Here is a 12,620-nt window from a genome sequence, read left to right on the forward strand (position 1 = left end):
CTAGATGGAGAACCCGGAGCCACTGACCAGTGGCGCGTTGGTCCAGTGGCCTTCAGGCGTGCGATAGAAACCGCCCGCCGCGAGCGCGCCGCCATCGACATGCAGCGTCGTGCCGGTGACCCACGACGACAACTCGCTGGCCAGGAACACGGCGGCGCCCGCGACGTCGCGCGGCCGCCCATAGCGTCCGAGCGGCACCCAGTGCTGCGGGTTCTCGCGCAGCCCGGGCGGCAGGCCCGACAGGTCCACCTGGAGCGAATCGGTGGTCTCCGGGGCGATGGCATTGACGCGGATGCCGCGCGGCGCCTGGCCCACCGCCAGGCTGCGCGTGAAGCCGGTGAGGCCGGCCTTGAAGGCCGAATACACCGGGCAATTCGGAATGCCGCGGAACGCCTCGATGGTCGTGAGGTTGATGATGGAACGGTCGCCCTCGGTGCGCAGCATCAGCGGCAAGGCCGCGCGCGTGACGCGGAACACCTGCTTCAGGTTGATGTCGTACAGCTGTTCCCACTGCGCCTCGGTGTGCCGCTCGAAGCGACCGAAGATGCGCAGGAAATCGCCGACGTTGTTGACCAGCACATCCAGCCGGCCATAGCGCTGCCCGATCGCGGCGACGCAGGCATCGACCTGTTCCGGATTGCGCACGTCGGTGCAGCTGACCAGCGCATCCGCGCCCTGCGCATTGAGCGCGGCCTCGAGGCCGGCGGCACGTCCGGGGTCGGCCTCGGCGACGACCACGCGCGCGCCCAGTTGCACATAGGCCTCGACGATCGCGCGGCCGATGCCGGCGCCGCCGCCGGTCACCCACGCGACCTTGCCGTGCAGATCGATCGTCGGGGGCATGCGCGTCGGCGTCATGGGTGCCTGTACTGGGCGACGATCTCCTCGATCGCGCGGGTGATGTCGTCCCGGGCATAGCCCAGCAGTGCGGTCTGCGCCGGATCGGGCTCGAAGTAGAGGGTCCCGCCCAGCCCCGCATAGCTGGACGCGAGCGGATGGTCCTGCGCCAGCTGCGGGATCGCCGCGGTGTTGCCCACGGCGCGAAAGAAGGCCGTGAAGTAGTCGAGGAAGGAGAGGTTCCGGTCGCCGACCAGGTAGGCCCGCCCCGCTTCGCCGCGCATCAGCGCACCTTCGATTGCCTGCGCCAGCGATCGCGTCGACATGAAATTGACGCCGCCCGTCGGCGCGAACACCGGGATCTTCGGGACCCGTCCCTGGGCGTAGTGGGTCAGGCGCTCGAACGCCCGCGAGCCGAGGCCAGGCACGGCTCCGAGCATGTAGGGAGGGTTCAGGCAGACGACGCCGAAATCCGGCGTGGAGAGCGCGCGCACGGCCTCGTCGACGCGATGGCGGGACAGGATGTAGGGGTTGCCCGCCATCAGTTGCGGCGCGGCCTGCGGATAGAAGCTGCCGATGTTGACGGCGCGCCGCACACCGGCATCACGGGCCTGCGCGAAAAAGCGCGGCACTGCTTCCACGTTGGCACGTTCCCAGTGCACCGCGGCGTCGTCTCCCTTGCGCAGGTGGCGCGGGTCCTGCCCGGCCGCGAACACCAGCGCGTCGAAGCGCGCGAGATCGGCGGTCCTGAAGCTCCCGGCCACGTAGTCGCCCTGAAGAAATGCCAGGGCCGACATCGGCGTCGCCCCGGCCGGTGGGTTGCGCGAGGCGATCGTGACCTCGTGCCCCGAGGCCGCCAGATGCAGGGCTGCGTGTCCGCCAATCATTCCGGACCCGCCGACGACGAGAATTTGCATGGGGCTCCTTGTCCAATGGATCGGGGAAGAGAATCCCCGTGACGCCCCATCTTGCTTTCGCCCCCTGCGCCCGTCGTCGTCTGTTCAGACTAGAGAAACGCCGAGCAGACCTTAGTCCGACTGGACGATGCCTGCCCACCCCGAAGTACAGACCATCCGCACTGAAGCCCCGCGCCCGTGCGGCAAGCCTCGCATTCTTTCAATAACGATGGAGTAGACAAATGAAGCCTTCGCGAGCCCCTCACCGAGCCCCTGTTCTTTCCCCTGCCCGGCGCACCCTGGTCGCCGGACTCGTCGCCAGTGCCTGCTGCCTGTCGGCATTGGCCCAAACGGCCGCCGAGCCTGTGCGCCTCGGTGCGCTGGTGTCGATGACCGGCAACCCGGCCAACGGGCTGACCTCGCTGGCCGGCTACAAGATGGCGGTCAACGAAATCAACAAGTCCGGCGGCATCCTCGGGCGCCAGGTCGACCTGTTCGTCGGCGACGACGCCAACGACCCGACCCAGGCGGTCACCGCCGTCAAGCGCCTGATCTCCAAGGACAAGATCCAGGTCCTGGTCGGCCCCATGGTGAGCCAGGCGACGCTGGCCATCGCGCCGGTGCTGACCGAAGCCCGCATCGCCAACATCAGCGTCTCCGGCTCGTCGGCCATCACGCCCAAGGTGGCGCCCTACCACTTCAGCCTGTTCACCAGCATCGAGGCCGTCTCCGAGGCCATGACCGACTACATCGCCAACGTGCTGAAGGTCAAATCGGCGGCGATCATCACCGACACGGGCAGCCAGGGAAAGTCCGCGCAGGAGAACCTGCAGCGCATGCTCGCGGCGCGCGGCATCAAGGTGACCGGCACGCAGCAGCATGAGCCGCACATCACCGACATGACCTCGCAGGTCCTGTCGCTGCGCCGGGGCAACCCCGAGGTGCTGCTGCAGGTCAGCAGCACGGGCGACGACACCGGCTCCATCCTGAAGAACCTCGACGAGGTGGGCTGGAAGGTCAAGCTGGTCAGCAACTCGGCTGCATTGAATGTGCCGATGGTCATGCGCACCGGCGGTCCCGATGCGTTCAGCAACGGGCTGACCGCCGGCCAGCTGCTCAAGGCCTACACCTACTGCCCCGGCGACGCAGTGGGCCAGACCGAGTTCGGCAAGTTCGTCACGAAGCTCAAGGCCGCCGACAGCAAGAACTTCGCCCAGCTCAACCAGCAGGTCGTGAGCATGGCCTACGACGGGGTCTACATCGTGAAGGCGGCGGTCGAGGCCACCCAGTCCTTCGACGGCCCGGTGCTGGCGGCGTGGATCGAGAAGAACGCGCAGGCCATCAAGGGCCGCATCAACGGTCCGCTGTCGGCGTCGCCCGCCAACCACTTCCTGGTCGGCACCGATGCCATCGTGTTCGTCACCCGGCCCGACAAGAAACGCGAAGACGGCCTGCCCGAGCGCAGCTGCCTGTAGGAACAGGAACGGAACAGCAACGAGGAGCGGCCTGCCGGAAGACGCAGGCCGCTGCCGCCGCGCTCACAGCATCCAGTTGCCCCCGTTGACCAGCAGCGTCTGCCCGGTCACGTAGTTGCTGGCGTCGCCCGCAAAGAACGAGACCACACTGGCAATCTCTTCCGGCTCGGCGATGCGCTGCATGGGAATGCCCGCGATCACCTTGTCCATCAGGTCCTTGGGGGCCTGCTCGATCGCGCGGGTGCGCGTGGCACCGGGGCCGATCACGTTGACGTTGACCTGGAAAGGCGCCATCTCGCGCGCCAGGGCGCGCGTGAAGCCGATGACGCCGGCCTTGATCGCCGCGTAGTCCCAGTTGCGCAGCACACCGTTGACGGCCGCTTCCGAGGTCACGTTGATGATCTTGCCGCTGCGGCGCTCGCGCATCTGCGCCACCACCTGCTGCGAGCACAGCACACAGGTCTTGAGGTTCACGGCGAACAGGAAATCGATGGACGCCAGGTCGGCCTCCAGGAACTCGTGCGTGTTTTCGCGCGCGCCCTGGCCGACGTTGTTGAACAGGATGTCCACGCGCCCGAACTCGCGGTCGATGCCGGCAAAGGCCTCGCGCACCGCAGGCTCGCTGGTGCAGTCGATGGCGTAGGTCTGCGCGCGCCGGCCGAGCGCGCGCACATCCGCGGCAGTCTGGCGCAGCCCGGCCTCGTCCCGGTCCAGCAGCGCGATGTCCGCGCCGTCGCGTGCCAGCCGCAGTGCCGCCGCGTGGCCGATGCCATTGGCGCCGCCGGTCACGACGGCGATTTTTCCTTGCAGGCTCATGTCTTGTCTCCTGATCCTCGGGTCTGTTGTGTGGGTTGTTGTGTGGGTTGTCGTGTGGGTCCGTTGCACAGCGAATGCATGCGCCCGACGCCATGACCTTATCGAAGCGTGCCCATGCGCTCATCGTCCAAGCGGACGATTCAGCGCATCGAGATCGCCCCTACGCTGCAGGCGATCCCTGGAGAAAACTTCGTGTCCGACCCCACCCCTGACGCCCTGCAGCGCCTGCTCGACCACCGCGAGATCCAGGACCTGGCGATCCGCTATTGCCGCGCCATCGACCGGCACGACTGGGCCGCGATGCACGCGCTCTACCACGGCGACGCCACCGACGACCACGGCAGCCTCTTCCAGGGTCCGGCCCGCGCGTACATCGACTGGCTGCCCTCCATCGCGCACAAGATGCACGCTACCTTCCACCAGGTCAGCAACCACCTGATCGCCTGGCGCGGCGACCGGGCCGAAGGCGAGGTCTATGTCGTGGCCTGTCACCTGAAGACCGGCGCCGACGGGCAGGAGGAACAGGTGATCACCGGCGGACGCTATCTCGACCGCTACACGCGGCGCGACGGCGTCTGGAAGTTCCAGAGCCGCAAGGCCGTGATGGACTGGAACGAAGTGCAGCCTTCGCTGCGGCGCTGGCCGCTCACGGGTGCGCACGGGCCGCAGGACCCGGCCTGGGACTTCTTCGAGTTCCTGGGCAAGTAGGCCCGGCAGGCGCCGCGCGGCTCAGGGCGCCGTGGCATCGCGCCTGCGCGCCAGGCGCGCGTGGGCCTCCAGCGCGAAGGCGACGCTCTTGCGGTCGGGTTCGATCTCGGTGCTCGCCTCGACGGCCCGCAGGGTGCGCAGCGACACGGCCGCCAGGCGCTGGTATTCGGTCGTGCCTTCGGACTTCCAGAACACCTCGTCGTCGGTCATCGTGCGCACCACCCGCGCTGGAATGCCGGAGACCATCGAGCGCGCCGGCACCACCATGCCCTTCTTGACGAAGCTCAAGGCCGCCACCAGGCTGGACTCGCCGATGACCGCGTTGTCCATGACGATGGCGTTCATGCCGACCAGCACATTGCGGCCGATGCGGCAGCCGTGCAGGATCGCGCCATGGCCGATGTGGCCGTCGGCCTCGACGACGGAGGCCCGCCCGGGAAAGCTGTGCATCACGCAGGTGTCCTGGACATTCACCCCGTCCTCCAGCACCAGCTGACCGAAGTCGCCGCGCAGGCAAGCCGCCGGGCCGACGTAGCACCGGGCGCCGACGATCACGTCGCCGATCAGCACCGCCGTCGGATGGACATAGGCCGAGGGATGGACCACCGGCCGCACGCCATCGAATTCATACACGATCGTCATCGCCGTGCGCCGTTCATACCGGATGCGCCACCGCATCCGCCTGCTGCTTCAGGTGGGCCTTCAGGTCCCGGGCGGCGCAGCTGAGCTTGATGGCGCCGCGCTCGACCACCATGGCCCGGTCGGCCACCGACAAGGCGATGTCGATGTGCTGCTCGACGATCACGATCGCCGTGCCCGATGCCGCCCAGCGGCGCAGGAAGTTGAGGATGGGCGGCAGCAGCGACTGCGCCAGGCCCAGCGAGGGTTCATCGCTGAGCAGCACACGCGGCTGCGCGACGAAGGCCTGGCCCAGCGCCAGCATCTGTTGCTGCCCGCCGCTCAGGTTGCGCGCGGGCTGCTTCAGCCGCTCCTTGAGGATGGGGAAGACGTCGAACACCTCCTCGATCGCCCGGTCGAAACCGCGCTGGTCGCGGCGGATCACCGCGCCCAGGCGCAGGTTGTCCCACACCGAGATGTCGGGAAACACGCGGTGCCCGTCCAGCACCAGGCGCAGGCCGCTGCGTGCGATGGCCTCGGGACTCATGCCGCCGATGTCCTTGCCGTCCAGCCGGATGCGGCCCTGTTCGGGTTTGATGAAGCCGCCGATGGTGCGCAGCAGCGTGGACTTGCCCGCGCCGTTCTCGCCCACCACCAGCAGGATCTCTCCCGGCTTGACCGAGAGATCGATGTCGCGCAGCACCGGCACATTGCCGTAGCCCGAGCGCAGTTGTGTGGTTTCAAGCATGGGCCGGCTCGATGAACAGTTTGCGGACGAAGGGGTTTTCGGCGATGTCGCCGGCGCTTCCGTGCGCGACCACCTTGCCGGCCTCCAGCACGGTGATGGTGTCGGCGATGTCCCAGACCAGCTCCAGGTCGTGCTCGACCAGCACCACGGTCTTGCCCAGGTCATCGCGCAGGCGGCGCAGCAGCTGCTTGAACTGCTCGCGCTCCGACGGCGAGAGCCCGGCCGCCGGCTCGTCCAGCAGGATGATGTCCGCGCCCATCAGCACGACGCGCATCAGTTCGACCAGCCGGCGCTGCCCGTGGGGCACCAGGTCGACGTGGCCGCCGGCCATGGCCAGCGCCAGTGCCGCGATCAGTTCGGCCGGATGCGCCTGCCCGCCCTGCCCGCCCTGCCCGCCCATACCGCGCGCACTGCGCACGACACGCGAGGCGTCCACGCCGATCTCCACGTTCTCCCACAGCGTCATTGCCGGGAAGATGCGCGGCTTCTGGAAGGTGCGCCCCAGGCCCAGCCGGGCGATGCGGTGCGCAGGCAGCGAGCTCACCTCGCGGCCCGCCATGCGCACAGAGCCGCTGTCCAGGCGCGAGAAGCCGCTCAGCATGTTCAGCAACGTGGTCTTGCCCGAGCCGTTGGCGCCGACCAGGCCGTGGATCTGGTGGCGCCTGACCCGGAGGTCGACACCGTCCAGCGCCGCCACCGAGCCATAGCGCTTGGTCGCCGAGCGCACGTCGATGGCGTCGCCCGATGCAGACTCGCCCACGCGCGCCTTGGCAGTGCCGCCTTCGAGCAGGCACTCCAGGTTCACGTTCAACGGCGGCTGGGCCTCCCGGCGACGCTGGCGCCAGCGCTCGAAGGTGCCGACGATGCCGTCCGGCAGCAGCAGCATGACGACCAGCGCCGCGGCGCCATAGGCCAGCAGGCGGTACTGGAACAGCTCGGCCAGCAGGATGTTGGGCAACAGGTAGAGCACCCACACCCCGACCACGGTGCCCAGGATGTGGCCGCGTCCGCCGACGATCACCGCCAGGAAGAACAGGATGGACGTGTCGAGGTTGAAGGCCGCGGGACTGACGAAGCCGACGATGGGCGCGTAGAGCGTGCCGACGATGCCCGTGCCGAAGGCCACGAGGGTGAAGGCAAAGCAGCGCATCAGGCCCGGCGAGACGCCCAGGGACTGTGCCGCCTCGGGGCTGCTGGCGGCCACGCGCAGCAGCCGCCCCAGTGCGGTCCGTCGCAGCAGCACGTGCGCGGCCAATGCGGCGCAGGCCACGCCGCAGACCGCCAGCGTCATCGGCGAGACGCCGAGCACCGTGCGTTCATGCCAGGAAGAGAAGCTCAGCGAGAGGCCGTTGATGCCGTTGGTGTAGCGGTTCGCCGCCACCAGCATTTCCGGGAACACGGTGGCCGCGCTCATCGTGACGAAGCCGAGGTAGTAGCCCTGCACGCGCAGCGACGGCAGCGCATAGAGGAATCCCGCCACGACCGCTGCCGCCACGCCGCAGCAGGCCGCCACCCAGTAGGGCTGGCCGTACAGGCTGGCAACGACGGCTGCACCGTAAGCGGCCACGCCGAAGATCGCGCCCTGGCCGAAAGAGGTCTGGCCGGCGTCGTGCATCAGCAGGTTCTGAAAGGCGGCGACCGCGATGAACAGGTTGACCAGCTGGAAGCTGTGCGTCCAGTAGTCGTTGCCGACCCAGTCGGGCACCAGCCCGCTCAGCACGATCAGCACGCAGGCGATCGCCAGTTGCCCGGTGTCCGCATCCATGCGGGAGCGGCGGGCCGCTCCCGGGACGGCGGGCGTAGAGACAGTGGATGTCATTCGAAGGGTTTCCAGAGAGACGCTCATCACACGCGGCGCGCGCTCGCCCGACCGAAGAGGCCTTCGGGACGGATCAGCAACATGCCCACCAGCAGCAGCAGCGACACCAGGCCCTGGTACTCGCCGCCGACCAGGTAGATGGCCAGCATCGAGACCACGCCCACCAGCGCGCCGCCCACCATGGCACCCAGGTTGCTGCCCATGCCGCCGATGACCGAAGCGACGAAGCCGTTGAGCACGTAGCGGATGCCCGTGTCGGCCGAGATCGACATCAGCGGGGCTGCCACGAAGCCCGCGCTGCCCACCACCAGGCCGCTGATGCCGAAGGCCAGCAGCTGCAGCTGGCGCACCTTCAGGCCCGCGGCGCGCGCGGCCTCCAGGTCCTGCGACAGCGCGCTCACGGCCAGGCCGACCAGCGTGCGGGTGAGGAACAGGCGCAAGGCAATGAACCAGAAGACGGCCAACGCCATCACGGCGATGTAGGGGCCGGGCGTGCGCACGCCGAACAGCACCAGCGGCGGCATCGGGCTGCGCGCCGTCGCGGCCCAGGGGCCCTGCACCAGCAGCAGCGTGGCGCTGATCATGATGGACACGGCCATGGTCGTGATCAGCCAGGAGTTCTGTTCCACCGAATGCCGCAGGGGCACCAGCGTGATCCAGCCCTGCACCGCGACCACCAGCGCCAGCACCAGCGCCGCCGCCGGGATCAGCGCCAGCCAGAGCACCATGCTCTGGCCGGCGGGCGTCGCGGCCACGGCGACGAAGCCGCCCAGCACGAACATGTTGCCCTGCGCGAAGTTGAGGATGTGCGTCGCCCCGTAGACGATGTTCATGCTCATCGCGATCAACGCGAAGATCGCGCCGAGGCCGATGCCGCGGATCACCACAATCGCAAATTCGTCAACCATAGTCACTGCCCTTGAATGTCGGCGGCCGATGGCCGGCCGCCCTGTCGGCCATTAAAACTTGTACTTGCCGATGAACGACAAGCGGCTGCCGATGCCGGACTTGGGCACGTCGTTCTTGATCTTGGCCCAGGCGTACTCCAGCCCGAGTTCGGCCTGCGGCACCGGCGACCAGATCAGGTTGGCGAAGACCGACTCCACCGAACTCATGGTGGTGAGCGGCAGCTGCGGATGCGGCACCGTGGTGCGGACCTTGCCGTAGTCGATGGTCGAGCGCCACTGGTCGTTCCAGTAGTGCAGGTAGGAGATGTTGAAGCCGCGCGACTTGATGGCGTCGAGCGCGTTGGGCGCGCCGGCCACGTTGGGATACAGCACGGCGGACGGCTGCTGCTGCGTGATGTAGCGGCCGGCGCCCTTGCCCCAGACCAGGTGGTAGCCCAGCTTGTCCCTGCCGAACACGTTGAAGGTGCCCTGGTTGTTGAGGGAGTAGCCGGTGGTGCTCAGGGTCTTGTCGCCCAGCGCCGCGCCCGCCGTGCCCGCGCCGCCCACGTTGGTCGCCGTCAGGCGGCGGGCCACGAAGCCGAAGGACTGGCGGCCCCAGGTGTCGTCATAGACATAGCGCGCAGTGATGTCCGGCAGCTTGTCCAGCGAATTGGTGCTGATGTTGTTGTAGCCCGCCTGGAACACCACGCTGTCCGCGCCGCTGAAGTCCTGCGTGGGTTGCTCGATCGAGGTCGAGAAGGTGGAACGCGGGTTGATCTTCCAGGTGTAGCGGATCTGCGGCACGCGGCTGAGGGCCGCCAGGCCGACCGGGCCGCCGAAGTCGTACACGTCCGGCCCCTGCATCAGGTCCGCCGAGTTGGACCAGTACTGGCCGAACATCCAGGGACCGATTTCCGCCATGGCATGGCGCAGCCGGAACGAGACCGAGTTGGTCGAGGCCTTGGTGCCGCCGGTGCCGTAGAAGTCGCCTTCGATCAGGGTGCGCAGGTCGCCATAGCGCGTGGGCGTGAGCGTGGTGACGTTCAGTCGCGATTCGCGCGCCTCGAAGCTGGTCTCGCCGCTGCGCTTGGACGCCTGCGATCCCGAGTACGGAATGCCGCCGGCTGCCGCGGAGAACGGCGACAGCACGGTCTGCGTGTTGCCGATGAAACCGTTCATCTCCCGGCTCGCGGCCAGCTGCACGTAGCCGCCGATCTTCAGCGAGGTGTTGGTGCCCGGCAGCAGGATGGAGCCCGGCAGCGTGCCCGCCACGACCGGCGCTGCGCCCTCCGGCTTGGCGGCGGCGTTGGCCGTCTGCCTGGCCTCCATGTCGTCCTGCTTCTTCTGCAGCGCCTGCACCTGCAGCAGCATCTCGCTCATCTTCGCCTTGAGGTCCGACAGCTCGTCGGCGTGCGAAGGCAGGGCGAACGCCGCCGAGAGGGCCAGCGCCATCGGCACTTTCCTGAATGTCGTCATGTCTCTTGTCTCCTGGTGCTTTTATGAAAATCGGTGGGGTCTCCGAAGACCCCTTGTGCGAATTGCGCCGTGTCCGGTGCGTGTCCGGTGCGTGTCCGCCGGCCGGATTCTGTGGAAAGACATCCGCCTCAACATCGTCCTTAAAGACTAGGCGGATCGAATGGATCGGCGCCTTCAGCCGCCGGCGTCCGCCGCGCGCGGATAGCGCAGTGCGTAGGGATGCAGCACGAGCTCCGCCCCCACCACGCCGACCGGCAGCTGCCGCGACTTGAGCTGCGCCTCGAAGGCCTGCGCGACCTCGTCCACGCCCCAGCGGGCGCTCTCCAGCGGCGGATGCAACACGGCGGGATGCGTCATGAGCGACAGGCGATCGCCGTCGATGCGCACGACCTGTCCGTTGACGCCTTGTGCCGCATCGGACAGCAGGTAGGCCACGACGGGCGCGTTGTCTTCGGGGCTCACCGCGACCTGCGGCCACGGCATGCGATGCCGGTCCGTGAAATAGCTGCGGGCCACGTCGGCCATCGGCGTCTTCGCCATGGGCGACACCGCATTGACGCGCACACCGTGCGGCGCGGCATCGACCGACCAGCTGTAGGTCAGCGAGGCCACCGCGCCCTTGGACGCGCCGTACACGCCCTGCAAGGTGGTGCCGGTCTGCGAGCCCGAGGTGACATTGACGATGGCGCCCCGGCCGCGCGCCAGCATGTGGCGCAGCGCGTGCACACCGCAAAAGGCCGTGCCCAGCACATTGACGGCGAGCAGCGCGCGCATCGCGGCCTCTTCCTCGTCCTCGGGCCGCGACATGTAGAAGCGCGCGGCGTTGTTGACCAAGCCGTCGATGGTGCCGAAGCGCCCGATGCATTCGCCGATCAGCTCGGCAGCGCCGGCCCAGATCGAGATGTCGGCCGCGTTCGCCGCGGCCTGCCCGCCGGCGGCCTCGATGCCCTGCACCACCGCCTGCGCGGCCGCTGCATCGATGTCGTTGACCAGCACCCTCGCGCCCTGCGCGGCGGCCAGCCGTGCGTAGGCCGCGCCCAGGCCCTGGCCGGCGCCGGTGACGACGACGGCCTTGCCCTGCAGGACACCGGCGCGCTCAGCCCCCGCGGTGCCCACGCCCCTCGTGGCGGCCACGGATCACAGCACCTCGAACAGGGCCGCCGCACCCATGCCACCGGCGATGCACATGGCCACCACCACGTAGCGCACGCCGCGCCGGCGCCCTTCGATGAGCGCATGGCCCACCATGCGCGCGCCCGACATGCCGAAGGGATGGCCGATGGCAATGGCACCGCCGTTGACGTTCAGGCGGTCGTGCGCAATGCCGAGCTGCCCGGCGCAGTACAGCACCTGGCAGGCAAAGGCCTCGTTGATCTCCCACAAGCCGATGTCGTTCACGCCCAGGCCGTGCCGCTTCAGCAGCTTGGGAATCGCGAACACCGGCCCGATGCCCATTTCTTCCGGACCGCAGCCCGCCACCGCCATGCCGCGGTAGACACCCAGCGGTGCCAGGCCACGGCGCGCCGCCTCGGTGCGGCGCATCAGCAGCGTCGCCGAGGCCCCGTCCGAGAGCTGCGAAGCGTTGCCCGCCGTGATGTGCTGCCCCTCCTTCACCCAGGTGCCGTTCTTGAGCACCGGACGAAGCGCGGCCAGGCTTTCCAGCGTGGTGTCGGCGCGATTGCCTTCGTCGCGCTCCAGGGTCACGCGCGTGGTGCCGATCGACTGGCCTTCCTTGTCCGTCAGCGCCTTGTCGACGGTGATTGGCACGATCTCGTCGTCGAACAGGCCCGCCTCCTGCGCAGCGGCCGTGCGCTGCTGGCTGGCCAGCGAATACGCGTCCTGCGCGGCGCGTGAAATCCCGTAGCGCTCGGCCACCACTTCCGCCGTTTCGATCATGGCGATGTAGGCCTCGGGCACCACGGCGCGCACGGCCTGCGACTGTGCGCGGTAGCTGTTCTTGTGCGCGTTCTGCGTGAGCGAGATCGACTCCAGCCCGCCGGCGACGGCAATGTCCAGCTCGCCGCACATCACGCCCTTGGCGGCGGTGGCAATGCTCATGAGGCCGGAGCCGCACATGCGCTCGATGGCCATGCCCGGCACGCTCAACGGCAGGCCGCCGGTGTAGGCGCACAGGCGGCCCAGGTTGTACGACTGCGTGCCCTGTTGCGCCGCTGCGCCCATCAGCACGTCGTCGACCTCGCCCGGCTCGATGCCGGCACGCTTGACCACGGCGCGCACCACATGGCCACCCAGCACGGGGGCCTCGGTGTCGTTGAAGGCGCCCCGGAAGGCCTTGCCGATGGCGGTACGGGCGGTGGCAACTATCACTGCTTCATGCAT

General features: G+C 68.5%; 12 protein-coding genes. 2 read left to right on the forward strand and 10 right to left on the reverse strand.

The features are described from left to right. A complete protein-coding gene (locus CLU95_RS03935; RefSeq protein WP_257214532.1) occupies positions 1 to 858 on the reverse strand; it encodes an SDR family NAD(P)-dependent oxidoreductase in 858 nt (285 codons plus the stop codon). Next, positions 855 to 1,754 carry an NAD-dependent epimerase/dehydratase family protein gene (locus CLU95_RS03940; RefSeq protein WP_099790626.1) on the reverse strand — a complete coding sequence of 300 codons (900 nt, stop codon included), beginning with the start codon at positions 1,752 to 1,754 and terminating at the stop codon, positions 855 to 857. Before CLU95_RS03940 ends, CLU95_RS03935 begins: the two co-directional genes overlap by 4 nt. A 320-nt stretch (positions 1,755 to 2,074) precedes the next feature. Between CLU95_RS03940 and CLU95_RS03945 the strand changes: the two genes are divergently transcribed. Further along, positions 2,075 to 3,208: an ABC transporter substrate-binding protein gene (locus CLU95_RS03945; protein WP_180288531.1), complete on the forward strand. Its 1,134-nt coding sequence runs from the start codon at positions 2,075 to 2,077 to the stop codon at positions 3,206 to 3,208. A 63-nt stretch (positions 3,209 to 3,271) separates the two neighbouring features. Here CLU95_RS03945 and CLU95_RS03950 read toward each other — a convergent pair whose 3' ends face one another. Beyond that, positions 3,272 to 4,024: an SDR family NAD(P)-dependent oxidoreductase gene (locus CLU95_RS03950; RefSeq protein WP_099790630.1), complete on the reverse strand. Its 753-nt coding sequence runs from the start codon at positions 4,022 to 4,024 to the stop codon at positions 3,272 to 3,274. 192 nt (positions 4,025 to 4,216) lie between these two features. On the opposite strand from CLU95_RS03950, the gene CLU95_RS03955 reads away from it, so the two are divergent. Continuing rightward, entirely contained in the window at positions 4,217 to 4,732 is a 516-nt protein-coding gene (locus tag CLU95_RS03955; protein WP_180288532.1) for a nuclear transport factor 2 family protein, read from the forward strand. A 21-nt stretch (positions 4,733 to 4,753) separates the two neighbouring features. Here CLU95_RS03955 and CLU95_RS03960 read toward each other — a convergent pair whose 3' ends face one another. From CLU95_RS03960 to CLU95_RS03990, 7 genes are all read right to left on the reverse strand, one after another. Next, a complete protein-coding gene (locus CLU95_RS03960; RefSeq protein WP_099790634.1) occupies positions 4,754 to 5,374 on the reverse strand; it encodes a phenylacetic acid degradation protein PaaY in 621 nt (206 codons plus the stop codon). A 13-nt stretch (positions 5,375 to 5,387) separates the two neighbouring features. After that, a complete protein-coding gene (locus CLU95_RS03965) occupies positions 5,388 to 6,098 on the reverse strand; it encodes an ABC transporter ATP-binding protein (protein ID WP_099790636.1) in 711 nt (236 codons plus the stop codon). Continuing rightward, on the reverse strand, positions 6,091 to 7,863 hold the full coding sequence (locus CLU95_RS03970; protein WP_218967425.1) for a branched-chain amino acid ABC transporter ATP-binding protein/permease: 1,773 nt from the start codon (positions 7,861 to 7,863) through the stop codon (positions 6,091 to 6,093). The genes CLU95_RS03965 and CLU95_RS03970 overlap by 8 nt, the downstream gene beginning before the upstream one ends. Before the next feature lie 80 nt (positions 7,864 to 7,943). Beyond that, a complete protein-coding gene (locus CLU95_RS03975; RefSeq protein ID WP_099790640.1) occupies positions 7,944 to 8,825 on the reverse strand; it encodes a branched-chain amino acid ABC transporter permease in 882 nt (293 codons plus the stop codon). A 51-nt stretch (positions 8,826 to 8,876) separates the two neighbouring features. Continuing rightward, complete coding sequence (locus CLU95_RS03980) at positions 8,877 to 10,280, reverse strand: DcaP family trimeric outer membrane transporter (protein WP_099790642.1); 1,404 nt, start codon at positions 10,278 to 10,280, stop codon at positions 8,877 to 8,879. A gap of 174 nt (positions 10,281 to 10,454) precedes the next feature. Next, complete coding sequence (locus CLU95_RS03985; protein ID WP_218967426.1) at positions 10,455 to 11,414, reverse strand: SDR family NAD(P)-dependent oxidoreductase; 960 nt, start codon at positions 11,412 to 11,414, stop codon at positions 10,455 to 10,457. 3 nt (positions 11,415 to 11,417) lie between these two features. After that, entirely contained in the window at positions 11,418 to 12,620 is a 1,203-nt protein-coding gene (locus CLU95_RS03990; protein ID WP_099790646.1) for an acetyl-CoA C-acyltransferase, read from the reverse strand.

The sequence above is a fragment of the Variovorax sp. 54 genome (assembly GCF_002754375.1).
Taxonomy (GTDB): domain Bacteria; phylum Pseudomonadota; class Gammaproteobacteria; order Burkholderiales; family Burkholderiaceae_C; genus Variovorax.

Coding starts and splice junctions, on each gene's coding strand:
- CLU95_RS03935 (WP_257214532.1), bottom strand. CDS start 858: ATGACGCCGACGCGCATGCCCCCGACGATCGATCTGCACGGCAAGGTC.
- CLU95_RS03940 (WP_099790626.1), bottom strand. CDS start 1,754: ATGCAAATTCTCGTCGTCGGCGGGTCCGGAATGATTGGCGGACACGCA.
- CLU95_RS03950 (WP_099790630.1), bottom strand. CDS start 4,024: ATGAGCCTGCAAGGAAAAATCGCCGTCGTGACCGGCGGCGCCAATGGC.
- CLU95_RS03960 (WP_099790634.1), bottom strand. CDS start 5,374: ATGACGATCGTGTATGAATTCGATGGCGTGCGGCCGGTGGTCCATCCC.
- CLU95_RS03965 (WP_099790636.1), bottom strand. CDS start 6,098: ATGCTTGAAACCACACAACTGCGCTCGGGCTACGGCAATGTGCCGGTG.
- CLU95_RS03970 (WP_218967425.1), bottom strand. CDS start 7,863: ATGGATGCGGACACCGGGCAACTGGCGATCGCCTGCGTGCTGATCGTG.
- CLU95_RS03975 (WP_099790640.1), bottom strand. CDS start 8,825: ATGGTTGACGAATTTGCGATTGTGGTGATCCGCGGCATCGGCCTCGGC.
- CLU95_RS03980 (WP_099790642.1), bottom strand. CDS start 10,280: ATGACGACATTCAGGAAAGTGCCGATGGCGCTGGCCCTCTCGGCGGCG.
- CLU95_RS03990 (WP_099790646.1), bottom strand. CDS start 12,620: ATGCATGAAGCAGTGATAGTTGCCACCGCCCGTACCGCCATCGGCAAG.